This is a genomic window from Pseudomonas sp. MD195_PC81_125 (assembly GCF_014060985.1).
GTDB lineage: Bacteria > Pseudomonadota > Gammaproteobacteria > Pseudomonadales > Pseudomonadaceae > Aquipseudomonas > Aquipseudomonas parakoreensis.
In genome coordinates, this window is the sequence record NZ_JABULD010000168.1 from 1 (window position 1) to 26,051 (window position 26,051).

Here is a 26,051-nt window from a genome sequence, read left to right on the forward strand (position 1 = left end):
TGCCGAAGGCTGCGATCTTTTTGATCTTGCTGTTATCTAAAAAACCAACGCTTCTGGCACATCGATATCCCACAACACCCCGGGATCATCCACCGCCACTTCCACCACTCGCCCCTGCTTGAACAACGGCCTGGCACCGCGATCACCGGTCAGCGCCTGTAACCCCGGCCCGAAGGAACGTCCGAACCCCACCGGATGGCCAAACTCGCCGTCCTGCACCGGTACGCTCACGGCGTCATCGACCATCGCCGCCACCACCCGCTCAATACTCGATGGCAAGATAAACGGCATGTCCCCCAGCACGATCAGCCAGCCATCGGCGTCCGGGCAAGCCGCAACGCCTGCCGCAATGCTGTCACCCATTCCGGTCGATTCAATCGAGACCACATCGCAGCCATAAGCCTGCGCCATGCGCATCGCCTGCGGACGCGCTTCTGTGGTCACCAGCACCCGCTTGTCGAGATTGGCCGGCAGACTCAGCAACACCTGCTCGATCACCGAACGCACCGCACCGTCGCGTCCGGTGCAATCGGCCAGCAGCTTGTCCTTGTCGGCACCGGCAACTTCACGAAAGCGACTGCCCTCGCCCGCTGCCAATACGATCACTGCAATGGATTGACTCATGCTTGTCCCTAACGTTTTTCTGTTTCAACTCGACGCCGTTCTTGATCGCCACAATCTCCGCCAACAACGACAGGGCAATCTCCGCCGGTGAATGGCTGCCGATGTGCAGACCGATCGGCCCATGCAATCGCGCAATGGCTGATTCTGACAAGCCTAGCTGAGCCAGATTGTCGCGGCGCTTCTGGCTGTTGACCCGCGAACCGAGTGCACCGACATAGAAGGCCGGCGAAACGAGCGCCGTAAGCAACGCCATATCATCCAGACGCGGGTCGTGGGTCAGCGCGACAATGGCTGTGCGTTCGTCCGTCTGAATGCTTAGTACAGCGTCATCCGGCATGCCCGGGACAAAGCGCCCGTGATGCTCTTCCCAACCGTAGACGAACTCGGTACGCGGATCGCAAATCAGCACTTCGAAATCCAGCAGCCGGGCCATGTCCGCTACGTAGCGCGACAGCTGCCCGGCACCGATCAACAGCAGACGCCAGCGCGGGCCATAAATGGCGCGCAGGGTCTTGCCGTCGAATGCCAGCACATCGGATTTGCTCGCCGCTGATAGCACCACTTCACCGGTTTCGATGTTCAGCTCACGGGCGACAATTTCATGCGCTTCACACCGCGCGAGCAATTCGGCGACCCACGCCGGATCAGCGACCCGCTCTTCGGTCAGACGCAACGTGCCGCCACAGGGCAAGCCAAAGCGCGCAGCCTCCTCGCGGGTGACGCCATAGGTAATCAGTTGCACCGGTGGTCCGTCGCTGGCGATGCGCCCGTCGTGCAGACGGGCGATCAAGTCATCCTCGACACAACCGCCCGACACCGAGCCAATCACCACGCCGTCCTCGCGCAACGCGAGCATCGCACCCGGCGCCCGGGGCGCGGTGCCCCAGGTTTGCACCACGCTGAACAGCACCACTCGCTGCCCGGCGCGGCGCCATTCGAGCACGCTGCGCAGAACGTTGAGATCGGCGCCGTCCATCACGCTTGCGCCTTCTGCCAGCCCTGCAGTTGATAACGCACCGGCAAGTTGCGGATGCGCTGGCCGGTGGCAGCGAAGATCGCATTGCACAGTGCCGGCGCAATTGGCGGCACGCCCGGCTCACCGACTCCGCCCAACGGCACGTCACCCGGCGGCGTCACCAGATGCACCGCAACTTCTTTCGGCGCCAGCGACATGCGCGCCACTTCGTACATGTGGAAGTTGTCCTGCTGGACCTTGCCGTCCTTGAAGCTGATTTCACCCAGCACCGCGTTGCCCAGGCCCATCACACAAGCGCCTTCGAACTGCGAGCGGATGCGTTCCGGGTTGATCTGCGGCCCGCAATCGACGGCGATGTCAGCCTTGTGCACGATCAGCGTACCGTCGTCCTTGACCTCGACTTCGATCACCGCTGCCACATAGGTGACGAAGCTGTAATGCACCGCCAGACCCAGACCACGGCCCTTGGGCAACTGACGCCCCCAACCGGCAGCCTTGGCCGCAGTTTCCAGTACCGTGCGCATGCGTCCGGTGTCGATCGGGTAGCGCTCGGGGGATTCGCCGTAGTTCCACTCCTCGCTCAGGGTGCGCGGGTCAATCTGCCGATCCGGGCCGAGCAACTTGATCTGATACTTCAGCGGATCAACACCGGCCTTGTGCGCCAGTTCATCGACAAAACTCTGAATCGCAAACCCGTGAGGAATGTTCGACACCGAGCGATACCAGCCGACCCGGGTATGCACCGTGGCTTCGGGGTTTTCCAGGCGCACGTTGGGAATCGCGTAGGCCATGTTGGTAAAGCCCATGCCCAGTTCGAACGCCGCCTCATGGTTCATGCCCGGCGCAAACAGCGCAGTAATGCTCGGCGCCACGGTACGGTGTAGCCAGCCGGACGGCATGCCGTCCTTGCCGACAGCCGCCTTCAAATACTCGGCGGACACTGTGTGGAAATACGAGTTATGGATGTCATCTTCGCGGGTCCATTGCACTCGCACCGCTTTACCGGGGAACTCCTTGGCAAGGATCGCCGCTTCGACGACGAAATCCGGCTTGGATTTACGGCCGAAACCACCACCGAGCAGCGTGACGTTGAAGGTGACATTGTCGAACGGCAGCCCCAGACGCTTGGCGATGCGCTCGCGAGTCACCTGCGGCGCCTGGCTCGGCGCCCATGCTTCACACACACCTTTGTCGTAGCGAGCGATGGCGACCATCGGCTCCATCGGTGCCTGGGCCAGATGCGGCAAATAGTAAGAGGCTTCGAGACTGCTCGCTGCGCCGCTCAGGGCTTTGTCGATATCGCCAGTGTTGCGCACCACTTTGCCGGGTTTGCGCGCCGCTGCTTCCAGTTCCTTGCGGTAAGCGATCGAGTCATAACTGGCGTTGGGGCCGTCGTCCCATTCGATCTTCAGCGCCTCGCGGCCCTTGATCGCCGCCCAGGTATTGCTGGCAATCACCGCGACGCCGCCCAGCGGCTGGAACTCCGACGGTAGCGGACGGCTCTCGATCTGCATGACCTTCAGCACACCCGGAACCTTCAGCGCGGCGCTGTCATCCAGCGACTTGACCTTGCCGCCATACACCGCCGGACGGGCGATGGTCGCGTAGAGCATGCCGTCGAAATGCACGTCGGCGCCATACACCGCGCGCCCGTTGACGATGTCGGCACCGTCGATGGCTTTGGTGCCTTCCTTGCCGATGTAGCGAAACTCCGACGGCTGCTTGAGGCGCAAGCTGTCACGGGCCGGCACCGCCAGCGCACTGGCTGCGGCGGCAAGTTCGCCGTAACCCAGCTCGCGGCCGGACGGTGTGTGCAGCACTTTGTGCAACTGCGCATGGCACTCGCCTGCGGGTACCTGCCACTGCGCAGCGGCGGCTTGTTCCAGCATGGTCCGGGCCGCCGCGCCGCAACGGCGCATCGGTTCATACCAGTGCCGCATGCTGCGTGAACCGTCAGTGTCCTGGTTGCCGAACCGCACTTCATCGCCCGGCGCTTGCTGCACTTTGACCTTGGCCCAATCGGCGTCCAGTTCATCGGCGACCACCATGGTCAGACTGGTGCGCACGCCCTGGCCCATTTCCGAGCGGTTGCAGACCACGGTGACCGTGCCGTCTGCGGCAATGCTCACGTAAACCTTGGGATCGTCAATCCAGCCGTTAGGCATGCCATCAGCGCCAAACTTCTTCGGCGCGTCTTCAGCCAATGCCTCCTGCCAGCCCCAGCTCGCGGCCAGCACCAATGCGCCCGTGGCGCCGACGCCTTTGAGAAAACCGCGGCGGCTGAGATTGCTCAGGGCGAAATCATTCGGCAAGCGGCTCATGCCTTGGCCTCCTTCAGGTGAGTCGAGGCCTGACGGATCGCGGTCTTGATCCGGTTATACGTGCCGCACCGGCAAATGTTGCCGACCATCGCTTCTTCGATCTGCTCGTCGCTCGGATCCGGATTGGTTTTAAGCAACGCCGTGGCAGACATGATCTGCCCGCCCTGACAGAAACCACATTGCGCCACAGCGCTGTCGAGCCAGGCTTGCTGAACGACTTTCCCGACCGGATCGGCGTGCAGGTTATCGATGGTACTGACGTTCTGCCCGATCACCGAGCCGATCGGCGTGATGCAACTGCGCGCCGGCAAGCCGTCGATGTGAATGGTGCAGGCGCCACACAGGCCCATGCCGCAGCCAAATTTGGTGCCGTTGTAACCGGCGACATCACGAATAGCCCACAACAGCGGCATGTCTTCCGTGACATCGAGGGAATGGTCTTGACCGTTTAGTTTCAGGGTAATCATGGGCACGCCCGCATATTAGTGGTTATGGGGTCGAGCAGAACTGGCGGTGGTTCACGCAGATCGACTCAGGCTAATGGGCCAATACACATCAGTGAAGCCGAACACTGAACCTGTGGCGAGGGAGCTTGCTCCCGCTGGGGCGCGTAGCGGCCCGGTTTTCAGGCAGGGTCTGCTACGCAGTCCAGCGGGAGCAAGCTCCCTCGCCACAGAGATCACTGTTTACTGATCTGTATTAACCATGGCTCTCTTGTGCCGACGCGAACGTCTGCACCGGGCCTTGGGTGGAGCAAATGACGGTTATCGTTAGCTGGCTAAGTTAACCCACCGTTAACAAAAAAGCCCTGCACTTTCGCTCAGTGCAGGGCTTTGGATACCGACTTGAAGCGTAGCCTCAATAACGGTTCGGCTCCATTTCCAGTTCGACATTGAAACGATCGGCAATATCTTTCTGGATGCGTTGCGCCAGCTCCAGCAATTGCAGGCCGGTGGCGGTGCCGTAGTTGACCAGCACCAGCGCCTGCAATTTATGCACGCCAGCATCAGCCTCGCGAAAACCTTTCCAACCGGCGCGCTCAATCAGCCAACCGGCCGCCAGTTTCACCTGCCCGTCCGGCTGTGCATAGGCCACCAGATCCGGGTGTTGCGCCTTGATCTGCTCGACCAGTGCAGCCGATACCAGTGGATTCTTGAAGAAACTGCCGGCATTGCCGAGCACCGCCGGATCCGGCAGTTTTTCGCTGCGGATACTGCAGATTGCGCGGCTGACGTCGCTGGGCGTCGGTTGCTCGATGCCCTGCTCGGTCAGGCGCTGGCGCACCGGGCCGTACTCCAGATGCAGATGCGCGGCACGATCAAGCTTGAAGCGCACCCGCAGGATCAGCCAACGCCCCGGCTGCTGCTTGAACAGGCTGTCGCGGTAGGCGAAGTTGCATTCTTCCAGGCTGAAGTCGCGCAGTTCGCCGGTCTGGCGGTCCAGCGCGGTCAACCCGGCGAACACATCCTTGATCTCGACCCCGTAGGCGCCGATGTTCTGCATCGGCGCAGCACCCACGGTGCCGGGGATCAGGCTGAGGTTTTCCAGACCGGAAAAACCCTGCGCCAGGGTGTGCTGCACGAACGGATGCCACGGCTCGCCGGCTTCGGCTTCGATCACTACGCGGTTGCCGTCGTCGCTGATCAGCCGAATGCCTCGGGTCGCCATGCGCAGCACCAGCGCCGGAATGTCTGCGGTCAGCAGCAGGTTGCTGCCGCCGCCGATCACCAGCAACGGCACGTCATGGGCAGTCGCGTAGGCCAGCGCTTCGCGAACATCGGCGTCGCTGTGGGCCTCGGCAAACAACTGCGCGCGAACATCGACGCCGAAACTGTTGAACGGTTTCAGCGAAACCTGTGATTGAAGCTGCAAACTCATAACCGGCCCTTCACTTCGATCAACAGTTGGTCACACGCCGCTTCGATCAGGTCCAGCACCTGCTCGAAGCCCTGATCGCCGTCGTAGTACGGATCCGGCACTTCATCGACCACACCGGCGTAACGCCGCAAAAACAGATCGAGTTCAGCCTTGCCAGTGGACGGCTGCAGGGCCTTGAGGTTGCGCAGGTTGCTGTGGTCCATGGCCAGAATCAGGTCGTAACTGGCGAAATCGGCACGGCTGACCTGCTGCGCACGTTGCGCTGACAGGTCATAACCACGCACTTTGGCTGCGGCCTGGCTGCGTTTGTCCGGCGGATTGCCGACGTGCCAGTCACCGGTGCCGGCGGAGGCCACTTCGACCTGATTTTCCAGCCCCGCTGCGCGCAGTTTGTGGCGCAACACGCCTTCAGCGGTGGGCGACCGGCAGATGTTGCCCAGGCACACGAACAGAACGCGCATCAGGCCTCCAGCAGGCGACGAACGCGCTCGAGGTCTTCAACGGTGTCGACCCCGGTTGGCGGCGCGATCAACGCATCGGCCACATGAATCCGTACGCCATGCCACAGAGCACGCAGCTGTTCCAGCGATTCGGTGTTTTCCAGCCAGCACGGCTCCCAGCTCACAAAGTCCTGAAGGAAGCCGGCGCGGTAGGCATAAATGCCGATGTGGCGACGGTACGGCACGCCTTCGGGCAACACGTCGCGGCTCTTGGCGAAAGCATCGCGGGCCCACGGCAAGGTGGCGCGACTGAAGGTCAGCGCCAGACCGTTAATGTCGCTGACGACCTTGACTACGTTGGGGTTGAACAGGGTTTCGACGTCTTCGATCGGCTCGGCCAGCGTAGCCATGCGCGCTTCGGTGTGGGCCGCGAGGTTGGCGGCGACCTGGTCGATCACGCTTGGTGGAATCAACGGTTCATCGCCTTGCACGTTGACCACGATCGCGTCCGGCGCAAGGCCCAGTTTGGCGGCGACTTCAGCCAGACGATCGGTGCCGGAATTGTGATCTTCACGGGTCAGCACCACTTCCGCGCCGAACGCCTTGCAGGCCTCGACGATGCGCGCATCGTCAGTTGCAACCACCACGCGGCTGGCGCTGCTTTTTGCTCGCCTGTTCCCAGACATGCTGGATCATCGGCTTGCCGGCGATATCCAGCAGCGGTTTGCCCGGCAGGCGGGTCGAGGCATAGCGCGACGGGATGACAACGGTGAAAGCAGTGGTCATTTATCCAGACGCTCGTCAGTGGTCAGGGTGCGCGCTTCGCTTTCGAGCATCACCGGGATGCCGTCGCGGATCGGATAGGCCAGACCGGCGCCCTTGCTGATCAGTTCGGTCTTGTCGGCGCTGAGCTTGAGCGGGCCTTTGCAGATCGGGCACGCGAGGATATCGAGCAATTTGGTGTCCATGAACATTCCCTGGATAAAGAGTTAAGGCAAAAGACGATCGGGCAACAGGCGCATCAACTGGGTGTCGAACCAGGCCACGAAGGCCGGTGACGGCACGGCATCGACCGCCAGATACCACCAGTCGTCAGCCGCGAAGGCACGGCACTTCACCGCATCCTTCTCGGTCATCACCAACGGCAATGACGGTGTGAAATTCAAGGCCTGCACGCTGTATTCGGCGTGGTCGGCAAACGCATGGGGGATTGCCCGCCAGTCTAGCGCTTCGAGGGTATTGAAGAAACGTTGCGGATTGCCGATCCCGGCCACCGCGTGCACCGATTGACCGGGCGCAAAATGCGCCAGCGGCTGGCGCTCGCCGCTGCGCAGATTGACCAGCGCTGTCGGCTGCAGGTGAAAGGCGAAACCTTCTTCACGATCCGCCGTGGCACCGTTGAACAGTACGCCATCGACGCTTTGCAGGCGCTCGATCGGCTCGCGCAACGGACCGGCCGGCAGGCAGCGCTTGTTGCCCAAACCACGAGCGGCGTCGATCAGCACCAGCTCCAGATCCCGCGCCAGACGGTAATGCTGCATGCCATCGTCGGAGAGGATCAGGTCCAGCGGTTCACTGGCGAGCAAGGCTTTGACCGCGGCACTGCGATCAGGGTCGATCATCAGCGGTACGCCGGTGCGCTGCACGATCAACAGCGGCTCATCGCCGGCGATATCGGCGCTCTGCTCGGCGGTGACCCGCCACGGCAGTTGCCGCGGTTTGGCGCCGTAACCACGACTGACCACGCCGACGCGCAGGCCGGCACGGCGGCAATGCTCGATCAGCCACAGGATCATCGGCGTCTTGCCGGTGCCGCCGACGGTGATGTTGCCGACCACGATCAACGGAACCGGTGGCTGATAGATCGGGCCTTCACCGTCGAGAAAGCGCTGGCGCTTGTTGACCACCACGCGGCGGTAGAGCATTTCCAGCGGCCGCAGCAGCGTCAGGGCCGGGTGCCCCTGATACCACGCGGCGAGCAAACGATCGGACAGGCTCATCAGGATTTGGGCGCCGCCTCGACCGTGGTCATGCGCAGATGGCTGAAACCGAGCTTGCCGGCCGCGTCCATGGCGGTGATCACCGATTGGTGCTGGGTCTTGCCGTCGGCACTGATCGACAACGGCATGTTGGTGTCACCGTTGGCTTCTTTCTGCATGGCTTCCATCAACGTCGCCAGGTCGTTCTTCGGCAGAATCTTGTTGTTCACCGAGAACACACCTTCGGCGCTGATCGCGACGTCCAGTTGCTTGAGCTGCTGATCCTCGGCGGGCGAGCCGCTGACCGATTCCGGCAGATCAACGCGTAATTGGGTCTCACGGGTGAAGGTGGTGGTCACGACGAAAAACAGCAACAGGATGAACACCACGTCGATCAGCGACGCGAGGTTGATGTCGATGGTTTCCCGGGGTTTGCGACGGAACTTCACGCTTTGTCCCCGGCCAGATCGACGTCACGGTCGCCCTGCACCACTTCGACCAGTTTGATCGCTTCCTGCTCCATGCCCACCACCAGTTCATCGATGCGGCGCTGCAGGAAACGGTGGAAGAACACCGATGGAATACCGACCATCAGGCCCGCCGCGGTGGTGATCAGTGCCTTGGAAATACCACCGGCCAACACAGAAGCGTTGGTGGCCATGCCGGAACCGGTGAAAGCGCTGAAAATGTCGATCATGCCCAGTACCGTGCCCAGCAGGCCCAGCAACGGTGCCATGGCAGCAATGGTGCCCAGCGCGTTGACGTAGCGTTCGAGCTCGTGAATCACCCGCGCGGCGGCTTCTTCGATGCATTCCTTCATGATCTCGCGACCATGCTTGGAGTTGGCCAGGCCGGCGGCGAGGATTTCACCCAGCGGCGAGTTGGCGCGCAATTCCTTGAGCTTTTCTTTATTGAGCTGCTTGTCCTTGATCCAGACCCAGACCTGGCCCAGCAGATGCTCGGGGGTGACGCGGCTGGCGCGCAGGGTCCACAGGCGCTCGGCGACAATCGCCATGGCCGCGATGGAACTCAGAATGATCGGCAACATCATCCAGCCGCCGGATTTGACCAATTCCCACACAGTGACAGTCCCCTCGAAAAAGTGCGCCACTTTACCATACCGGTTCGCGATTAAGACCCGCCGCCCCGACGACCTGATGCCGCATTCGGCGATCCCGCGATCAATGGTGTTTCAACGCCAGAAACGCCGCTGTTGACGCATCAGCCACGGCGCCTGAAAGCCGCCCAGGCGCAGATGGATGGCGCCGTGCTGCGCGCTGTCGTAGATGCGCAACCCTTGCTGACGATAGCGCGCCAGCACCAGCGGGTGCGGATGCCCGAACGAATTGCCCTGCCCCCGGGAGATCAGCACCGAATGCGGCCTCAGTGCCCGAAGCAGCGCCATTGAAGACGAACTGCGACTGCCATGATGCGGCGCTTGCAGCCAGTGCGTCGGTAGCGCCAACGGACTCTCCAGCAGAGCCCGTTCGGCAGCCGTGTCGATATCGCCGGTCAGCAACAGACGCTCGCCATTGGCCTCGATCTGCAACACGCAGGAGCGCTGATTGCTGTCATGGGCCGCCGACCACTGCCACAGCTGAAACCGGACCCCGTCCCACTGCCATTGACGTCCGCTTTCACAGGCTTCGGCCCGCAGGATGGCGGGCAGCCCCGGAGGATCGCCGCTGATCACCCGTGTCACTTTCAAGCCGCGTGATACCGCCAGCGCACCACCGGCATGGTCGGCATCGGCATGACTGAGCAGCATCAGGTCGATGCGCTCAACCCCCAGTTTGTGCAGCGCCGGCAGCACCACTCGCTGCCCCAGATCGAAATCGCCGAAACGTGGACCGGTGTCGTAGAGCAATGTGTGATGACGCGTGCGGATCAGGATCGCCAGGCCCTGACCGACATCAAGTTGCCAGATATCAGCCAGCCCCTCGGCCACCCGCTCGCGAGGCGGCGCCAGCAAAATCAACAGTAACGGCCAGCCCAATGGTCGCAAGGGCACACCGCGCGGCAACAGCAACAATACGGCCCCGAGACTGCCAATCAACAAGGTCCACCACGGCAGCGACGGTGAGATCCATGCCGGCCAGATCCCGGCGATCACCGACAAGCCGCGAAACAGCCAGTCGATCAAACCACCGGCCAGCCACAACAAGCCTGCACCGACGTAAGGCACCGGCAACAATAGCGTGCCCAGCAGCGCTGGTGGCAGCACCAGCAGACTGACCCACGGCACCGCCAGCAGATTCGCCAGAGGGCCGCTGAGGCTGATCGGCAGGTTCAGCGCCAGCAATAGCGGGCACAGGCCCAGCGCAATCAGCCATTGCGCCCGGGTCCAGGTCTGCCACCACTTCCACGCGCCGAGCGCCCGCCGAAGGTGAAAATCAAAATCCCCACGGCGGCGAACGACAGCCAAAAACCGGGACGCAAACTGGCCAACGGATCGAATAACAGCAGCACATTGAAGGCCAGCAACAGCGGCCACCACGCGCCGAGATGGCGAAAGCGCAGGCGCCACAACAACACCAGCCCGACCATCACGCAGGCGCGTTGCACCGGCACATCAAACCCGGCGAGCAAGCCGTAGCCGAGCGCTGCGGCAAACGCCAGCCCACAGGCCCATGGCAGCCAGGGCCAGCGCAGCGGCCACCAGCCGTAGCGCGCCAGCCCGGCGATCAGCAGATACATGACCGCCGCCAACATCCCGATGTGTTGACCGGAAATCACCAGCAGATGCACGGTGCCGGTGTCCTGCAGGATCTGCCAATCCTCGCGACTGAGCCCGGAGCCATCGCCGAGCACCAGCGCCGCCAGTGCACCGCCCCGGCCCTGCGTGTCCACTTCGAGCAAGCGCTGCCGAATGCTGTCGCGCCACGCCCAACCCGCCTCGGTCAGTCGCTGACCGTCCTTGATCGTGCCGGTCGCGCCGATGCGTTGCGCCAGTAGCCACGCATCGTAATCGAACGCATCGGGATTGAGCAGGCCACTCGGGCGCTTGAGCTTCACCGCCAGCCGCCAACGCTCGCCGCTGTTGAGCGGCGGCCCGGCGTGCCACGCCAGACGCATCAACGACGGCAATTTCTCGTGTCGCGAGCGGGCATCGGCCAGCTCGAAACGCACGACACCCTCGCTGGTTTGCGGCAAGCCGACCACCCGCCCCTCGACCCAACGGGTTTCGCCGTCAAGCGCTGCGGGCAGGCGATCATTCAACGCCGACTGCGCACTGACGCACGCCCAAGAGAAACCGAACAGCAGAAACGCCAGCGGATAGCTGCGAAACGGCAGCAACATCAGCCCCACCAGCGGCAACACCATCATCAACCCGACCGGCGGTAAAACCGGCAAAAAAACCGGCACCAGCAGACCGACTGCCAGCGCCATCATCCCTGTGCGCATAAGCCTGTCCTTGAGGGTTCCTGCGTTAGGCATAGCTGCTGCGAAGGCGGGGCGCCGTCAACAATTGTCACAAAGTCTGAATGGGCGCTTCGTAGAATCCAGACATACTTGCCGCCTTAACCGACCGAGAAGCCTTATGCCCCGGCGCTTATTCAAACGTTACATGCCCGACCCGACGAGCATCAGGGAACACAAATCCTTACGCTTTCTCGGCAAGTTGCTGCATGACCCGAACCTCTGGCACCTCAATCGTCACTCGGTGGCCCGGGCGATGGCCGTCGGCCTGTTCGCCGCGTTCCTGCCGATTCCGGCGCAGATGCTGGTGGCGGCCGCACTGGCGATCACCGTGCGCGGCAACATGCCGATTGCCGTCAGCCTCGTGTGGCTGACCAACCCGATCACCATGCCGGCGGTGTTTTTCTGTACTTATCAGGCCGGAGCCTGGTTGATGAATGTGCCCGCCCGCACCCTGCCCGACTCCTTGACCTGGGAATGGATCAGCGGAGAGCTCTCGACCATGTGGCAGCCGTTTTTGCTGGGGTCGGTGGTATGCGGACTGCTTCTGGGCATCCTCGCCTACTTCACGGTGATGCTGTACTGGCGCTGGTGGGTGGCGCGGCAATGGGCGCGGCGCAAAAAGAACCGCGTGCATTGAATGCAAAACGCCTCCGCAGTGGGAGGCCGTTTATTTTTGTGTTGTCTGCATTCGCGAGCAAGCTCGCTCCCACATTGGATCAGGTCCGCATTCCGCGCCCACTCACCAGCAACCGCGCACAACCGAGGTACAACACCACAGTCGCCACCAGCATGAAGGTGATCGCGATACCGATGCGGATATCCGACACCCCGAGAATGCCGTAGCGGAAAGCGTTGACCATGTGCAGCACCGGGTTGGCCAGCGACACGGTCTGCCAGAACGGCGGCAGCAAGGTGATCGAGTAGAACACGCCACCGAGGTAGGTCAGCGGCGTCAGCACAAACGTCGGGATGATCGAAATATCATCGAAGTTGCGCGCAAACACCGCGTTGATGAAGCCCAGCAGCGAGAAGATCGTCGCGGTCAGAATCACCACCAACAAGGTCACGCCGAGGTGATGCACCTGCAGATGGGTGAAGAACAGCGACAGAATGGTCACGATCACCCCGACCATCAGACCACGCAGCACGCCGCCGATGGTGTAGCCGATCAGAATGGTGTGCGGCGACACCGGCGAGACCATCAGTTCCTCGATGGAACGCTGGAACTTGCTGCCGAAGAAGCTCGAGACCACGTTGCCGTAGGAGTTGGTAATCACCGACATCATGATCAGCCCCGGCACGATGTACTCCATGTAACTGAAGCCACCCATGCCGCCGATCTGCTTGCCGATCAGGTTACCGAAGATCACGAAATACAGAACCATGGTGATCGCCGGCGGCAGCAGGGTCTGCGGCCAGATCCGGGTAAAACGCCGGACTTCACGGTAAACGATGGTATTGAGGGCGACGAGGTTGGGGCGCAATTCGGAACTCATACCGCCACCTTCGACAGATTTTTCTCCACCAGGGACACGAACAGCTCCTCGAGGCGATTGGTTTTGTTACGCAGGCTCAGCACTTCGATGTTCTGTTGCGCCAACTGAGTGAACAGCGCGGTGATGCCCATGGATTTGTCGACCTGGACCTCCAGGGTATGGCCGTCGAGCAACCGCGCGGGATAGCCGATCAATTGTGGCGCAGCGTGCAAGTCGTTTTTCAGATCCAGCAGGAAGGTCTCGACGTGCAATTGGCCCAGCAGCTGTTTCATGCTGGTGTTCTCGACGATGGTGCCGTGGTCGATGATGCCGATGTTGCGGCACAACTGCTCAGCCTCCTCCAGATAGTGCGTGGTGAGGATGATGGTGATGCCTTTCTGGTTCAGCTCGGTGAGGAATGTCCACATCGAACGACGCAGTTCAATGTCGACGCCTGCGGTCGGCTCATCGAGGATCAGCAGGCGCGGCTCATGCACCAGGGCGCGGGCAATCATCAGACGCCGCTTCATGCCGCCGGACAGCGAGCGCGACGGCACATCGCGCTTGTCCCACAGCCCCAGTTGCGTCAGGTACTGCTCGGCGCGCTCCTTGGCGACTTTCGCCGGAATGCCGTAGTAACCGGCCTGGGTCACGACGATGTCGAAAGTCTTTTCGAACTGGTTGAAGTTGAATTCCTGGGGCACCACGCCGATCGAGCGCTTGAGCGCGGCGGGGTTCTTGTCCAGGTCATGACCGAAGATATTCACCGTGCCGCTGGTCTTGTTGACCAGGGTCGAGAGAATGCCGATGGTCGTGGATTTGCCCGCGCCATTAGGGCCGAGCAAGGCGAAAAAGTCACCTTCGGCGACGTCCAGATCGATACCACTCAAGGCCTGGAACCCGTTGCCGTAGGTTTTGGTTAGCTGCCGGATGGACAGAGCGGAACTCATATCGGATTTACGCACCAAGAAGGGAAGAAAAGGAAAGATTGGGCCGGGCGGCGAACAAAACAACCACGGCGCGTGAACGCAATGGTGCTTGCCGCCGCCACACAAGTACAGTCAAGAGTGTCGATAGTTATTATCAAGTCAACGCGGTCATAACCGCTTTCTGATAGGCCGGACGCTGCTTCAACCGTGCGTACCAGGCCTCCAGATGCGGCTGCGCGGCGCGTTCGATGGGCATCTCGAACCAGGCATAAATGAAACTGCCGAGGGGAATATCGCCCATGCCGATTTCTCGGCCGGACAGGTATGGCTGGCTGGCGAGGGCCTGATCGGCCATGGCCAACAGCGCCGTGCACTCCTTGATTGCGGCGTTGATCGCTGGCCAGTCCTGCTGGTCCGCTGGCGTACGCACCACACCCCAGAACACCGTGCGGAACGGCCCGGCAAAACTCGAGGTGGTCCAGTCCATCCATTTGTCGGCGATGGCCCGGGCTTGCAGGTCTGCCGGAAACCATTGGCTGTTCGGCGCATGTTTGGCCAGCAGGTAACGCACGATCGCATTCGATTCCCACAGCACAAAGCCGTCATCCTCGATCACCGGGACCCGGCCGTTCGGGTTCATCGCCCGATATTCAGGTGTGTCGACCACCCCGAAAGCGCCACCCGCGTCAATCGTCTCATAGGCCAGGCCAAGCTCTTCGGCGGCCCACAGTGGCTTCCTGACATTCGATGAGTTTTTCCGTCCCCAGATCTTCAGCATGACCGCCTCTTTTTCAATGCGTGGGCAGGCAGCATACGCCGGATCATGTACGGCTCAAATCACTCTGCATATCGCCCAGCACCTTCGCCTGATGTTCGCCGAACAGGTGCGGGTAGCACTTTTCCAGATGTTCGAAGAAGATCCGTTCCGGCACATCGGCGAACTGCCCGTGATCGACCAGATACTCCATCAGCAACGCGCCGTCTCGGTTGTACGGGTGGAAAACGCTGTCATGGATCCCGTCAAAGTCCAACGGTGCGACGTTGAACAGTTCGCACAGTTGCTGGTTGAAGGCCGGTGTGGCCTTGACCCAACGGTCGTTGAGGAACAGCTCGGTGTAGCCGTGCATGGCGAACACATCGCTGCGCAACAGCTCCAGCAAACGCGGGGTAGACAGGTGATTCCTGACGTCGGCCAGACCGATACGCGCCGGGATGCCGCAATGCCGCGCACACCCGGCCAGCAAGGTGGCCTTGGGCACGCAATAACTTTCTCCGGTTGCCAGCGCATGGCTGCCACACAGGGTCTGCGGGTCGAGGCTGAACGTGTAGGGGTTGTAGCGCACCGCTTCACGTACGGCGTAATAGAGACCGAGCGCCTGCTCGAGCGGGTCACGGCTGGCACCGCGGTGCTGTTCGGCGAACTCCACCACCGCCGGGTGGTCACTATCGATGAAGCGGCCGGGACTCAGATACTCGCGCATTACGATGTTCTCCTGGGGGAGCCCCGAGTCTAGCGACAGCTCAAGCACAGAGATAACGACGTTTCGGCCAAACATGCACGCGAAGACGCGGGAATGGCGAACGATTTCCCACGGGTGTTGCCCACCGAACCTACGAAAACCATCCGGGGTTTCCCACGAGTTCAATCACCATGTTCTGACCACCCGTTTTACAGATGCCGTCTAAGCTCTGGTGGGTCGGTTGGCCCTGGTTCACGGAGGATTACATATGCTGTTGTTGTGGATACTGGTTCTGATCGTCGGTGTGGCGTACCTCGCTCACCGCCGCATCGCCCCGCTGCCCGCGTTGGGCATCGTCGCCATTTACCTGCTGGCGATGGGTATTTTCAGCCATGCGCCGGGCTGGTTGCTGCTGGTACTGTGGGTCGTGCTCGCGGTGGTTGCTGCGCCGTTGCTGCTGCCCGACCTGCGCCGCAAACACTTCACCGCGCCGCTGTTCAACTGGTTCCAGAAAACCCTGCCGCCGATGTCGCAGACCGAACGCGACGCGATCGATGCCGGTACCGTCTGGTGGGACGGCGAGCTGTTCAGCGGCCGTCCGGACTGGGACAAGCTGCTGTCCTACCCGAAAGCGCAACTGACCGAAGAGGAACAGGCCTTTATCGACGGCCCGACCGAAGAACTCTGCGCGATGGTCACTGACTGGCAGATCGGTCAGTCGATGGACCTGCCGCCCGAAGCCTGGAGCCACATCAAGGAACACGGCTTCTTCGCCCTGATCATTCCCAAGGAATTCGGCGGCAAGGGCTTTTCCGCCTACGCTCACTCGCAAGTGGCGATGAAACTCGCCACCCGCAGCGGCGACCTCGCCTCCACCGTAATGGTGCCCAACTCCCTCGGCCCGGCCGAACTGCTGCTGCATTACGGCACCGACGAACAACGCAATCACTACCTGCCCCGACTGGCCCGTGGCGACGACATTCCGTGCTTCGCCCTCACCGGCCCGCTGGCCGGTTCCGATGCTGGCGCCATGCCGGACACCGGGATCATCTGCAAAGGTCAATGGGACGGCCAGGAAGTCATCGGCCTGCGCCTGAACTGGGAAAAACGCTACATCACCCTCGGTCCGGTGGCGACCCTGCTCGGTCTGGCCTTCAAAGCCTATGACCCGGAGCATCTGCTGGGTGACAAGGAAGATCTCGGCATCAGCCTGGCGCTGATTCCCACCGATACCCCGGGCGTGGAAATCGGCCGTCGACACCTGCCACTGGGCGCCGCATTCATGAACGGCCCGAACTCGGGCAAAGACGTATTCATCCCGCTGGACTATCTCATCGGCGGCCAGGAAATGCTCGGCAAGGGCTGGATGATGCTGATGAACTGCCTGTCGGTCGGGCGTTCGATTTCGCTGCCAGCCGTCGGCACTGGCGCGGCCAAGTTCACCAGTCTGGTGACCGGGCAATATGCGCAGATTCGTGAGCAGTTCAACGTCCCGCTGTCGGCCTTCGAAGGCATTCAGGAAGCCATGGCGCGGATCGGTGGCAACGCCTGGATGATGGACGCCGCACGGATGCTGACTGCCAACGCAGTGGATCTGGGCGAGAAACCGTCGGTGCTGTCGGCGATTCTCAAGTACCACCTGACCGAACGCGGCCGCGAGTGCATCACCCACGCCATGGATGTGCACGGCGGCAAGGCGATCATCATGGGGCCGAACAACTACCTCGGGCGCAGCTGGAACGGCGCGCCGATCTTCATCACCGTGGAAGGCGCCAACATCCTTTCGCGCAACCTGATGATCTTCGGTCAGGGCGCCATTCGCTGCCATCCCTTCGTGCTCAAGGAAATGGCCCTCGCCGGCCGTGAAGACAAGGAACAGGCACTGAAAGAATTTGATGGCCTGCTGCTCAAGCACATCGGTTTTGCCGTCGGCAACGCCGCCAGCACCCTGGTGCTGAACCTGGGCTTTGGCCACTTCGAACATGCGCCAGGGGACAGGATCAGCCAAGGTTATTTCCGCGCACTCAATCGGCAGGCAGCGGCTTTCGCCATGCTCGCCGACTTCAGCATGATGTTGCTGGGTGGCGAACTGAAGCGTCGCGAACGCCTGTCGGCGCGTCTCGGCGACGTGTTGAGCAACCTGTACCTGGCCTCCGCTGCGCTCAAGCGTTATCACGACCTGGATTCGCCCGCGCATATGGAGCCGCTGTTCCGTTGGGCGATGGAAGAAAGCCTCGGTCAGTCGGAACGGGCACTGGATGAGCTGCTGAGCAACTTCCCGAACAAAGTGTTTGGCTGCCTGTTGCGGGTGATCGTGTTCCCGTTCGGCCGTCGCCACAAAGGCCCATCGGACAAGCTCGGTGCCGAAGTGGCAGCTGTTATTGGTCGCGCCAAAGGTGATCCGACTCTCGAAGAACTGCTCGCCGGTTGCTATCGCCCGCAGTCCGCCGACGATGCCGTGGGTGCCCTGCAACACGCCAGCGATCTGCTGGGTGCCGCGCAACCCCTGCACAAGAAACTGCACACTGCGCTGAAAAGCGGCCAGGTCAAACCGGCGGCGGGCGAACACGCTATCGACGCCGCACTGGAGGCCGGGGTGTTGCAAGCGGCGGAGGCGCAAACCCTGCGCGATGCTGAAGCGGCACGGCGCAAGGTGATCGACGTCGATGATTTCGACAAGGAAGAACTGAAACAGGCAGAAGGCAAAGTCCGTTGATGCTGACGACCGTGTAGCTGTTTATTTGTGAAAAACGGGCGCGAGAGCTTTATACTCCCGCGCCCGTTTTGCTCTTGAGGACTTATCTCGTGTCCAACGTCGTTGCCGATCATCTTGTTTTGCTCGACCACCTGCGCAGTATCCTGGTCGCCGTAGGTGAGGCCGATCAGGTTCCCGAAGAAAGCCATGCCTTGTTCCTGGAGCGCTTCGACGAACTGCTGGCGTCCCTGCCGATCGATCCGATCGAAAGCCAGTACCTGGGCCAGGACATCCTGACCCAAGTGATTACCCGCTATCCGCAAATTGCCCACCTGATCCCGCGGGATCTGCTGTGGTTCTTCGCTGGCGACTGCCTGCACTACCTGTCCGATGAAGAAATCGACCTGTATCAGGCACTGGAAGAACGTCGCTACGAAGCCGAACAGAACGACGAACCGTTCGACTGGAACCAGGAAAAACAGTTGCTGGCGATGTCTGCCCAGGACAGCAAGCACTGATTTAAGGGTTTGAAGATCAAAAGATCGCAGCCTGACGGCAGCTCCTACAGGGAATACATGTGATCTCTGCAGGAGCTGCCGCAGGCTGTGATCTTTTGCTTTTAAAGCAGGCCCTCACTCTCCGGCAGTTCATACGCCATCGCCAGATTATTCGGCGCACCCGCCTTCCCCGGCTTGCTCAACGTCGGCTCTTTCTCCAGACACTCCACCAGATAATCGATGAACACCCGCAGCTTCGGCGGCAGATAACGCGTCGGTGAATGCAGCAGCCACAGCCCACCGTGATAGGACGCGAGGAATGTCCACTCCGGCAGCACCTGCACAATCAGTTTCTGCTCCAGCGCATAACGCGCGGTGAAGTACGGCAAGCTGCCGATACCAATGTGCTGCAACACGGCTCCGAGCCGCACGCCGGTGTGGTTGGCGGCATAGCGGCCACGCACGCCGACCGTCACCGCTTTACTGCCCTTCTTGAATTTCCAGCGGGCATCGCTCGGGGTTTCTCCCAGATAGATACAACTGTGATTGAGCAGATCATGCGGATGCGTCGGTGTGCCGTGGTCGGCCAGGTATTGCGGGGTGGCGCAGAGCAAATGGTCGATGGTCAGCAACTGTCGCCCGACCAGCCCGGCCGGCGGACGGTCCGTAATACGAATCGCCAGGTCGACATGATCGTCAATCAAATCAACCTGGCGGTCTTCCAGCAACAACTCGACATCGACCTTCGGATAACGCCGCAGAAACTCGGGCATGTGCGGATGAATCACGAAGCGCCCGACCGCTTTCGGCACGCTGACCCGCACCAGCCCTTCCGCCTCGTGGGTGAACTGCCCACTGATCTCCATCACCGATTTGGCGGCGCTGACCATCTCCTGACAGCGCTTGAACACTTCTTCACCACCATCACTCAGACGCAATTTGCGCGTCGTGCGCTGCAGCAAACGCGTGGCCAGAGCCTTTTCCAGTCGGGAAATGCTGCGACTGATCGCCGACGGCGACGAACCCAGCTGGCGGGCGGCTTCGGAGAAACTGCCGGTCTCCACGACCTTGACGAAGATCGCCATTTCACCGAGCAGTGGCAGCGGAAGATTGATGCTCACAGCGCACAAGTCCTTTGATGTTTGAACGGATTATCACGTTATTGCACGATTCATATAATAAAAAAAGACACTTTAATAAGGGCATGGAATATGACGCTTCGCCTCTTTTTCCATAGTGATGACCTCAAGGCTAATGTGGAAGTCCTCGACTGCACGCCCCACGAGAACGAATTTGCCGTGGTGTTGCGCGCCACGCTGTTTCATCCGCAAGGCGGTGGGCAGCCTTGCGATACCGGCATGATCGGCGAAAGCCAGGTGCTGCGCGTGATCCAGGAGCCGGATCGGATCGTGCATTACGTCGACCGTCCGGTGAAACTCGGCATGACCTGCATCCATGTCGATGAACAACGTCGCCGCTACAACACCCGCATGCATTCAGCCGGGCACCTGATCGGGCATTTCGTGCAAGCCATGGGCTGGACGCCGGTCAAGGCGCACCACTGGCCAGACGAAGGCCGGGTGCAGTTCAAACCGGGCGATGCGGCTCAGGAAGTCGACGCACCAACCGTTCAGTACGGTATTCGTGAGTGGATCGAACACGACCTGCCCCGCCTGACCTCGCTGCGCGAGGGCGCGCGGGAAATCGGTTTTGGCGAGCTGCCGGCCTACGGCTGTGGTGGTACCCATGTACGCAGCCTGAAGGATTTGGGCACAGTCAAGATCGCTTCCCTTTCGCAGAAGAAAGGCACGTTATCCGTCCACTACAGCGTGGATTAAGCATCTCGGACGCTGCCTCGCGCAGCGTCCGGCGCCGGGGGAACCGCACTCGCCGGTTCCGTTGACTATCGATAGATGGACCTAAAACAATGATGCTAGACGTCGAGCGTCTCGATGAGACGTGCATAAAAAAAACTGGCCAACGAAGAAGTCCTCGCCATCCGCGTCAAAGGCTTTCTGCCGGAGCCGCTGGCGGTTCAGCTTGGCGACAAGATTCTTGCTCCGGGCTTTGAAGGCTACATCAACGCGCCGAGCATCGGCCGCATCGGCATGGCGTTTTACGAGGCGGAAAACCAGCCGCTGCTGATCGAAGACTACTTCGAACGCGCCACCCGCAACATCGCTGAACTGCGCGAACGTTGCGCCCCCTACTCCTCGCCGGTCGATACCCTGCGCTGCATGCTCGACGAGTCCTGGCCGGCCGGCGCTCATCTGGAAAACCTCTATGGCCGCAAGATGTATGTCGGCCTGTCACGGGTGGTCAAACCCGGTGTGTGTTTCCTCGCTCATCACGACATTTTCGCCAAGGACGCCCCGGACAGCTTTCAGGCCCGCAGCCTGGAGGCGCAGTTCGCCTGCAACGTGTACCTGAACATGCCGACCGAGGGCGGTGCGCTGCAGATGTGGGACGACGATATCAGCCCGGACCGGTTCGACGAGATGCGCGGCGACAGCTACGGCATCGACCCGGCGCTGCTCGGCCCACCGACCCTGGAAGTGCGGCCGGAGCCGGGCGATTTCATCATGTTCAATTCGCGCTGCATGCACTCGGTGACGCCGGGCGTAGCGGATCCGCGACTGAGCCTTTCATTCTTTGTCGGCTATCGCGGCAATGCTTCACCCCTGACCTTCTGGAGCTGAGATGTTATCGAACTACCTGGGCGAGTTTCTGGCACTGGCCACCATTCACTTTCTGGCCGTGGTCGCTCCCGGCCCGGACTTCGCCGTGACCATCCGCCAGAGCGTACGCTTCGGCCGACTGGTGGGCATCTGCACCGCACTGGGCATCGGCGCCGGTATTTCGGTGCACGTTCTCTATACTTTGCTCGGTGTAGGCGCGCTCATGCACACCACGCCGTGGTTGCTGACCGTGGCCAAGGTGATCGGTGGCGCGTACATCTTTTACCTCGGCATCAGCCTGATTCGCAGTAAACCGAAGTCCACGCTCGAGGGTGAAAACAATACCGACGAGCCGCTGGTCGCGCAGTCACTGTTCAAGGCGTTCAGCACCGGCTTTCTGACCAATGCCACCAACCCCAAGGCCACGCTGTTTTTCCTGGCGATCTTCACCACGATCATCAGCGCCACTACCCCGTTGAACATCCAGGCGCTGTACGGGGTGTGGATGTGCTTCGTCAACGCGCTGTGGTTCGTGATCGTCGCACTGTTTTTTTCCAGCAGCCGGGTGCGGTCCCTGTTCATGCGCATGGGCCATTGGTTCGAACGCAGCATGGGCGTGATCCTGATTCTGTTCGCCGGCAGGCTGGTGCTGTCGATGTAAACGCTGCGCCAAAACAAAAGGCCTGATCCGTTCAACACCGATCGGGCCTTTTTCGTTTGTGCGCCGCTTTTGCATTTCTGTGCGACGGATCCCACTTCAGGGACTCCCCTTCAACACCTTCGTGGTGTTAGTTTGGAAAAGATTTGTTTCAACTTTCAAACACTTCCCCTGTAAATGCCTGCAAAGGAATGCCCACTGCAATGAATTTTTCCCTCAAGCGTCTGGCTGCCACCAGCCTGGTTCTGGCCAGTCTTTCGTCGTTCACCCTGCCGGCCCAAGCCAACATCAGCCCCGAGCAAAGTGCTGCGATCCTCAAGGCGTTCAGCAATACGACGGTCAGCGATTTTCGTCAGTTTCTCGGTGCGGTAGCGAGCAGCAATCCGGGCAAGACCGACAACCTCGCCCCGGCGATCAATGGTTTTCTCGACAACAAGACCCTGACCGCCGAGCAGCAGAACGAGATCAATCGCCTGCTGGGCATCTACACCCGCGCCAAGTACGGCAAAGCCGCCCTGGAAACGCTGCGCGAACTGGTGGAAATCCCGACCTTCCGCAAAGAAGGCGTGGCTCAGCACGACAATCCCGAGTTCATCAAAATCGCCGAAAAGATCAAGAACCTCGCCGAATCGTTCAACCTGAAATTCCGCAACGTCGACAACCGCGTCTATGAAATTTCCCTCGACGGCAGCGGCGATGACGTCGTGGGCATTCACGCCCATGCCGACGTGGTCCCGGTCACCCCGGAAAACTGGGTGCTGAAGGACGGCACCAGACTCGATCCATTCAAAGTGACGTTGATCGGCGACCGCATGTATGGCCGTGGCACCGAAGACGACAAGAACGGCATCGTCGTCGCCATGTACGCCATGAAAGTGATCAAGGAAGAAAAGCTGCCACTGGCACGCAACTTCAAACTGCTGGTGGACACCACTGAAGAAACCACGGGTGACGCGATTCCCTACTACTTCGAGCACAACCCGACACCGAACTACAACATGGCACTGGATGGCGGCTACCCGGTGGTCATCGCCGAGAAAGGCTACGGTACGGTCATGGCCAATTTCCCGCTGCGCAAGGCTGAAGGCAGTGGCGCCGAAATCACTTCGATGACCGGCGGCCTGGCGACCAACCAGATCCCGTCGGTTTCGGTCGCTACCCTCGTCACCGACAAACCGGAGCAATTGGCGGCGAGCCTGCAGAAGGCCGGCAACGAGTACGCGAAAAAACACGGTGGCGACTTCAAAGTGGCGGCCAAGGTTGACGGCAAAGACGTCAAGCTGAGCGTCACCGGTGTGTCCGCGCACTCCTCCGAACCCGAGTCCGGCGTCAACCCGGTCGCGCGGATGCTCGACTTCATCAACGGTCTCGACGGCAAGGTGGCGCTCAAGCACAACCAGATCACCGACGCTGCCCGCTATGCGTCCAACAACTGGGGCCTGGATTATCTGGGGAAAAAACTTGGCGTCGGCTTCTCCGATTCGTTCATGGGCCCGCTGACTGCTTCGCTGACCTACGTCGGTGTGGACGACAAGGCCTTCAAACTGGCTGTCAACCTGCGCGTACCGAAGGGTAAATCGCCAGAAGTGCTGCAGAAGGAAATCGCTGACAAACTCGCCGCCTGGAGCAAGAAAACCCACGTCGCCGCGGACTTCACCTACTCGATCGACGAACCGATGTATCGCAACCCGGAAGGCGAATGGGTCAAAGCACTGTTGGCGGTGGCCACTGAGAACCTGGGCATGAAGCATGAGTTCGGCACCTCGGCCGGGGCGACCTCGGTGCATGACTTGCCGAACGGCGTGCAATTCGGCCTGGCCCGTCCTGAAGTCAAATACACCGGCCATACCGACGGTGAGTTCAAGACGGTTGACCAGTTCCTGCTGGACCTGCAGATCGTCACTGAGATGATGGGCCGTGTCGGCCAGCTGCCGAAGCTCTGACAAGACACAGGCCCGTGATTCAGCGGGCCTGACGTGAAAACAGAAAAGGACCCGAAGGTCCTTTTTTGTTGCGTGCAAAATGCTGCACAAACAAAAACGCCGATCATCACTGATCGGCGTTTTTTGTGAAATTGGAGCGGGAAACGAGACTCGAACTCGCGACCCCGACCTTGGCAAGGTCGTGCTCTACCAACTGAGCTATTCCCGCAATGGCGTCCCCTAGGGGACTCGAACCCCTGTTACCGCCGTGAAAGGGCGGTGTCCTAGGCCACTAGACGAAGGGGACAGGCTACAACTTTCACTAATAAAAAACGCCGCTCACTGAGCGGCGCTTTTAGAATTTGGAGCGGGAAACGAGACTCGAACTCGCGACCCCGACCTTGGCAAGGTCGTGCTCTACCAACTGAGCTATTCCCGCAAATGGCGTCCCCTAGGGGACTCGAACCCCTGTTACCGCCGTGAAAGGGCGGTGTCCTAGGCCACTAGACGAAGGGGACACGCTACCCGGAACACATGGTGTGTGTTTCGGTGTCCAGAGCCGTCTCCGAAGATCAGGTTCTGGTTTCACTCAGCCCTGCCCGAAAGCAGTGCTGTTTAAAATTGGAGCGGGAAACGAGACTCGAACTCGCGACCCCGACCTTGGCAAGGTCGTGCTCTACCAACTGAGCTATTCCCGCATTGGCGTCCCCTAGGGGACTCGAACCCCTGTTACCGCCGTGAAAGGGCGGTGTCCTAGGCCACTAGACGAAGGGGACACACTACAACATTCACTCCCTGCCGCGTTTCGCTGTGTGCTTTACGCTGCAAGTGGCGCGCATTCTATGGATGGTTTGAGAGGTCGTCAACCCCCGAATATAAATTTATTTAAATCAATGACTTCGACCTGCTTTACGAGAGCATTCGGGCTTTTCCGTCGCCCGACGATTGACGCCTATATTCCGCCACTCGCCAAGGCGTTATAGTCCGCAACACGATGATGGCAATCTGCGCACCTTGCGCCAGCATTCATATAAGCAGTGTGCAGCCGATATACACAGAAGCTGCTGAATCAACTCGTCGAGCGGCGCTGGGCGCCCAAGTGCCCAGCCACTACACTCGCATGCGAACCCTATAAAGAGGTCTTACCGGTGACACCACTCATGATCACCCTGCTAGTCGTAGCCGGGATCGCAATTCTGATCGCCATTGGCTACATGAACCATGTGGTGGAAAACAACAAACTGGAGAAGGCCCGCACCAAAGTCGAACTCAACGACCGCCTGCGCCGCTGCGGCGAACTGACTGAAACCTTCCCCGGTCAGTTCATGACGCCGGCACTCAAGCTACTGTTGACGCGTCTGGAACTGAACGTCTGCCAGCGTCTGCTGAACCTGGAAAAAACCAGCGCCACGATCAAGGCACGGATCACTGAACTCAGCGCACTGGTAGCCCAGGGCGAATCGATTCCGGTCAACAACCCGCCGGCACCGATCCTGACCGAAGCCAAAGCCAAGGACGTCCGCTTCCTGCTCGAAGCCCTCCACGGCCAGATCACCCGCGCCGCCCACGACGGCTTCCTGCCACCGAACGAAGCCAAACACTGGATCAAGGAAGTCCGCCACATCCTGGTCCTGCTGCACATCGAGTTCTTCAACAACCTCGGCCAACAATCCCTGCAACAAAACCAGCCAGGCCAGGCCCGCCTCGCCTTCGAACGCGGCGTGCAATACCTGCGCAAACAGCAAGACCCGCAGATGTACTCGGAACAACTGCAATACCTGGAAAAACTGCTGGCCCGCGCCAACGCCCAGGTGATGGACAAAATTGCACCGGTCGAAGGCGAAGTGAACCAGTTGACCGAAGGCCTCAAGGAAGTTGAAGCCGACGCGGACTGGAAGAAGAAAGTGATCTACGACTGAGTGTCGAGAGTTAAGAGAAGCCACCGAGAGGTGGCTTTTTTGTGGGTGGTGGACTGGCTGCGATTGAGGTCATTCAGTTAGAGATTGGTCGGCTGTCAGGTCGCCATCGCTGGCAAGCCAGCTCCCACAAAATCAAGATCAAGATCAAGATCAAAAGATCGCAGCCTTCGGCAGCTC

The 26,051-nt window shown here is 60.7% G+C and carries 22 protein-coding genes, 6 tRNA genes and 3 pseudogenes; 8 read left to right on the forward strand and 23 right to left on the reverse strand.

Annotated features, from left to right (window positions below; translation table 11 throughout):
- Nucleotides 1-36 precede the first annotated feature (36 nt).
- The 12 genes and pseudogenes from HT737_RS07195 to HT737_RS07250 form a co-directional block, all read right to left on the reverse strand.
- A complete protein-coding gene (locus HT737_RS07195) occupies nt 37-624 on the reverse strand; it encodes a nucleotidyltransferase family protein (RefSeq protein WP_182402008.1) in 588 nt (195 codons plus the stop codon).
- Nucleotides 566-1,600, reverse strand: coding sequence for an XdhC family protein (locus HT737_RS07200; protein ID WP_306287186.1), 1,035 nt, complete (start codon nt 1,598-1,600; stop codon nt 566-568). The genes HT737_RS07195 and HT737_RS07200 overlap by 59 nt, the downstream gene beginning before the upstream one ends.
- Nucleotides 1,600-3,921 (reverse strand): xanthine dehydrogenase family protein molybdopterin-binding subunit, encoded by a 2,322-nt coding sequence (locus HT737_RS07205; protein ID WP_182402012.1) that lies wholly within the window; start codon nt 3,919-3,921, stop codon nt 1,600-1,602. The genes HT737_RS07200 and HT737_RS07205 overlap by 1 nt, the downstream gene beginning before the upstream one ends.
- Nucleotides 3,918-4,388: a (2Fe-2S)-binding protein gene (locus HT737_RS07210; RefSeq protein WP_047295682.1), complete on the reverse strand. Its 471-nt coding sequence runs from the start codon at nt 4,386-4,388 to the stop codon at nt 3,918-3,920. The genes HT737_RS07205 and HT737_RS07210 overlap by 4 nt, the downstream gene beginning before the upstream one ends.
- 391 nt (nt 4,389-4,779) lie before the next feature.
- Nucleotides 4,780-5,799: a UDP-N-acetylmuramate dehydrogenase gene (gene murB, locus HT737_RS07215; protein WP_182402014.1), complete on the reverse strand. Its 1,020-nt coding sequence runs from the start codon at nt 5,797-5,799 to the stop codon at nt 4,780-4,782.
- Nucleotides 5,796-6,260, reverse strand: coding sequence for a low molecular weight protein-tyrosine-phosphatase (locus HT737_RS07220; RefSeq protein ID WP_047295686.1), 465 nt, complete (start codon nt 6,258-6,260; stop codon nt 5,796-5,798). The genes murB and HT737_RS07220 overlap by 4 nt, the downstream gene beginning before the upstream one ends.
- A pseudogene (gene kdsB, locus HT737_RS07225) lies at nt 6,260-7,025 on the reverse strand (3-deoxy-manno-octulosonate cytidylyltransferase). The gene HT737_RS07220 and the pseudogene kdsB overlap by 1 nt, the downstream one beginning before the upstream one ends.
- A complete protein-coding gene (locus tag HT737_RS07230) occupies nt 7,022-7,207 on the reverse strand; it encodes a Trm112 family protein (protein ID WP_003174668.1) in 186 nt (61 codons plus the stop codon). The pseudogene kdsB and the gene HT737_RS07230 overlap by 4 nt, the downstream one beginning before the upstream one ends.
- Before the next feature lie 21 nt (nt 7,208-7,228).
- Entirely contained in the window at nt 7,229-8,239 is a 1,011-nt protein-coding gene (gene lpxK, locus HT737_RS07235) for a tetraacyldisaccharide 4'-kinase (protein ID WP_182402016.1), read from the reverse strand.
- Nucleotides 8,239-8,667, reverse strand: a complete 429-nt coding sequence (locus HT737_RS07240; protein ID WP_027612340.1) for a biopolymer transporter ExbD — start codon at nt 8,665-8,667, stop codon at nt 8,239-8,241. Before HT737_RS07240 ends, lpxK begins: the two co-directional genes overlap by 1 nt.
- Entirely contained in the window at nt 8,664-9,299 is a 636-nt protein-coding gene (locus tag HT737_RS07245; RefSeq protein ID WP_047295693.1) for a MotA/TolQ/ExbB proton channel family protein, read from the reverse strand. Before HT737_RS07245 ends, HT737_RS07240 begins: the two co-directional genes overlap by 4 nt.
- Before the next feature lie 111 nt (nt 9,300-9,410).
- A pseudogene (locus HT737_RS07250) lies at nt 9,411-11,623 on the reverse strand (DNA internalization-related competence protein ComEC/Rec2).
- Nucleotides 11,624-11,759: 136 nt separating this feature from the next.
- Between HT737_RS07250 and HT737_RS07255 the strand changes: the two are divergent.
- A complete protein-coding gene (locus HT737_RS07255; RefSeq protein ID WP_047295696.1) occupies nt 11,760-12,278 on the forward strand; it encodes a DUF2062 domain-containing protein in 519 nt (172 codons plus the stop codon).
- Nucleotides 12,279-12,357: 79 nt separating this feature from the next.
- Here HT737_RS07255 and HT737_RS07260 read toward each other — a convergent pair whose 3' ends face one another.
- The 4 genes from HT737_RS07260 to HT737_RS07275 all read right to left on the reverse strand — a co-directional run bounded on the left by HT737_RS07260 (nt 12,358) and on the right by HT737_RS07275 (nt 15,526).
- A complete protein-coding gene (locus HT737_RS07260) occupies nt 12,358-13,137 on the reverse strand; it encodes an ABC transporter permease (protein WP_041069097.1) in 780 nt (259 codons plus the stop codon).
- Complete coding sequence (locus tag HT737_RS07265; protein ID WP_041069096.1) at nt 13,134-14,066, reverse strand: ABC transporter ATP-binding protein; 933 nt, start codon at nt 14,064-14,066, stop codon at nt 13,134-13,136. The genes HT737_RS07260 and HT737_RS07265 overlap by 4 nt, the downstream gene beginning before the upstream one ends.
- 133 nt (nt 14,067-14,199) lie before the next feature.
- Nucleotides 14,200-14,823 carry a glutathione S-transferase family protein gene (locus tag HT737_RS07270; protein ID WP_182402018.1) on the reverse strand — a complete coding sequence of 208 codons (624 nt, stop codon included), beginning with the start codon at nt 14,821-14,823 and terminating at the stop codon, nt 14,200-14,202.
- Nucleotides 14,824-14,866: 43 nt separating this feature from the next.
- Nucleotides 14,867-15,526 (reverse strand): transglutaminase family protein, encoded by a 660-nt coding sequence (locus tag HT737_RS07275; protein WP_182402020.1) that lies wholly within the window; start codon nt 15,524-15,526, stop codon nt 14,867-14,869.
- 247 nt (nt 15,527-15,773) lie between these two features.
- Here HT737_RS07275 and HT737_RS07280 point away from each other — a divergent pair, with 247 nt between their 5' ends.
- Complete coding sequence (locus HT737_RS07280; protein WP_095668581.1) at nt 15,774-18,221, forward strand: acyl-CoA dehydrogenase; 2,448 nt, start codon at nt 15,774-15,776, stop codon at nt 18,219-18,221.
- Between the two features lie 89 nt (nt 18,222-18,310).
- Nucleotides 18,311-18,718, forward strand: coding sequence for a PA2817 family protein (locus tag HT737_RS07285; protein ID WP_041069086.1), 408 nt, complete (start codon nt 18,311-18,313; stop codon nt 18,716-18,718).
- Between the two features lie 101 nt (nt 18,719-18,819).
- Here the strand turns inward: HT737_RS07285 and HT737_RS07290 are convergent, their stop codons facing one another.
- Nucleotides 18,820-19,818 (reverse strand): LysR family transcriptional regulator, encoded by a 999-nt coding sequence (locus HT737_RS07290; protein ID WP_041069083.1) that lies wholly within the window; start codon nt 19,816-19,818, stop codon nt 18,820-18,822.
- A 90-nt stretch (nt 19,819-19,908) separates the two neighbouring features.
- Here HT737_RS07290 and HT737_RS07295 point away from each other — a divergent pair, with 90 nt between their 5' ends.
- From HT737_RS07295 to HT737_RS07310, 4 genes and pseudogenes are all read left to right on the forward strand, one after another.
- On the forward strand, nt 19,909-20,535 hold the full coding sequence (locus HT737_RS07295) for an alanyl-tRNA editing protein (protein WP_131671689.1): 627 nt from the start codon (nt 19,909-19,911) through the stop codon (nt 20,533-20,535).
- 89 nt (nt 20,536-20,624) lie between these two features.
- Nucleotides 20,625-21,396: pseudogene (locus HT737_RS07300) on the forward strand (2OG-Fe(II) oxygenase).
- A gap of 1 nt (nt 21,397) precedes the next feature.
- Nucleotides 21,398-22,036: a LysE family translocator gene (locus HT737_RS07305; RefSeq protein ID WP_047295709.1), complete on the forward strand. Its 639-nt coding sequence runs from the start codon at nt 21,398-21,400 to the stop codon at nt 22,034-22,036.
- A gap of 200 nt (nt 22,037-22,236) precedes the next feature.
- Nucleotides 22,237-23,976 (forward strand): dipeptidase, encoded by a 1,740-nt coding sequence (locus tag HT737_RS07310; protein ID WP_182402023.1) that lies wholly within the window; start codon nt 22,237-22,239, stop codon nt 23,974-23,976.
- Between the two features lie 132 nt (nt 23,977-24,108).
- Here HT737_RS07310 and HT737_RS07315 read toward each other — a convergent pair.
- The 6 genes from HT737_RS07315 to HT737_RS07340 all read right to left on the reverse strand — a co-directional run bounded on the left by HT737_RS07315 (nt 24,109) and on the right by HT737_RS07340 (nt 24,731).
- A tRNA-Gly gene (locus HT737_RS07315) sits at nt 24,109-24,184 on the reverse strand.
- Between the two features lie 2 nt (nt 24,185-24,186).
- Nucleotides 24,187-24,262 (reverse strand) — tRNA-Glu (locus HT737_RS07320).
- Between the two features lie 56 nt (nt 24,263-24,318).
- Nucleotides 24,319-24,394 (reverse strand) — tRNA-Gly (locus HT737_RS07325).
- Nucleotides 24,395-24,397: 3 nt separating this feature from the next.
- Nucleotides 24,398-24,473: transfer RNA gene (locus tag HT737_RS07330), tRNA-Glu, on the reverse strand.
- A gap of 104 nt (nt 24,474-24,577) precedes the next feature.
- A tRNA-Gly gene (locus tag HT737_RS07335) sits at nt 24,578-24,653 on the reverse strand.
- 2 nt (nt 24,654-24,655) lie between these two features.
- Nucleotides 24,656-24,731 (reverse strand) — tRNA-Glu (locus HT737_RS07340).
- Between the two features lie 384 nt (nt 24,732-25,115).
- Between HT737_RS07340 and HT737_RS07345 the strand changes: the two genes are divergently transcribed.
- Nucleotides 25,116-25,874, forward strand: coding sequence for a hypothetical protein (locus HT737_RS07345; protein WP_174377049.1), 759 nt, complete (start codon nt 25,116-25,118; stop codon nt 25,872-25,874).
- Nucleotides 25,875-26,051 lie beyond the last annotated feature (177 nt).

What these genes read in the sequence shown, in the direction of transcription:
- HT737_RS07310 (WP_182402023.1), top strand. Translation starts at nt 22,237, where the DNA reads ATGAATTTTTCCCTCAAGCGTCTGGCTGCCACCAGCCTGGTTCTGGCC.
- HT737_RS07260 (WP_041069097.1), bottom strand. Translation starts at nt 13,137, where the DNA reads ATGAGTTCCGAATTGCGCCCCAACCTCGTCGCCCTCAATACCATCGTT.
- HT737_RS07255 (WP_047295696.1), top strand. Translation starts at nt 11,760, where the DNA reads ATGCCCCGGCGCTTATTCAAACGTTACATGCCCGACCCGACGAGCATC.
- HT737_RS07295 (WP_131671689.1), top strand. Translation starts at nt 19,909, where the DNA reads ATGACGCTTCGCCTCTTTTTCCATAGTGATGACCTCAAGGCTAATGTG.
- HT737_RS07210 (WP_047295682.1), bottom strand. Translation starts at nt 4,388, where the DNA reads ATGATTACCCTGAAACTAAACGGTCAAGACCATTCCCTCGATGTCACG.
- HT737_RS07200 (WP_306287186.1), bottom strand. Translation starts at nt 1,600, where the DNA reads ATGGACGGCGCCGATCTCAACGTTCTGCGCAGCGTGCTCGAATGGCGC.
- HT737_RS07220 (WP_047295686.1), bottom strand. Translation starts at nt 6,260, where the DNA reads ATGCGCGTTCTGTTCGTGTGCCTGGGCAACATCTGCCGGTCGCCCACC.
- HT737_RS07205 (WP_182402012.1), bottom strand. Translation starts at nt 3,921, where the DNA reads ATGAGCCGCTTGCCGAATGATTTCGCCCTGAGCAATCTCAGCCGCCGC.
- HT737_RS07280 (WP_095668581.1), top strand. Translation starts at nt 15,774, where the DNA reads ATGCTGTTGTTGTGGATACTGGTTCTGATCGTCGGTGTGGCGTACCTC.
- HT737_RS07305 (WP_047295709.1), top strand. Translation starts at nt 21,398, where the DNA reads ATGTTATCGAACTACCTGGGCGAGTTTCTGGCACTGGCCACCATTCAC.
- HT737_RS07345 (WP_174377049.1), top strand. Translation starts at nt 25,116, where the DNA reads ATGATCACCCTGCTAGTCGTAGCCGGGATCGCAATTCTGATCGCCATT.
- HT737_RS07275 (WP_182402020.1), bottom strand. Translation starts at nt 15,526, where the DNA reads ATGCGCGAGTATCTGAGTCCCGGCCGCTTCATCGATAGTGACCACCCG.
- HT737_RS07195 (WP_182402008.1), bottom strand. Translation starts at nt 624, where the DNA reads ATGAGTCAATCCATTGCAGTGATCGTATTGGCAGCGGGCGAGGGCAGT.
- HT737_RS07230 (WP_003174668.1), bottom strand. Translation starts at nt 7,207, where the DNA reads ATGGACACCAAATTGCTCGATATCCTCGCGTGCCCGATCTGCAAAGGC.
- HT737_RS07265 (WP_041069096.1), bottom strand. Translation starts at nt 14,066, where the DNA reads ATGAGTTCCGCTCTGTCCATCCGGCAGCTAACCAAAACCTACGGCAAC.
- murB (WP_182402014.1), bottom strand. Translation starts at nt 5,799, where the DNA reads ATGAGTTTGCAGCTTCAATCACAGGTTTCGCTGAAACCGTTCAACAGT.
- lpxK (WP_182402016.1), bottom strand. Translation starts at nt 8,239, where the DNA reads ATGAGCCTGTCCGATCGTTTGCTCGCCGCGTGGTATCAGGGGCACCCG.
- HT737_RS07270 (WP_182402018.1), bottom strand. Translation starts at nt 14,823, where the DNA reads ATGCTGAAGATCTGGGGACGGAAAAACTCATCGAATGTCAGGAAGCCA.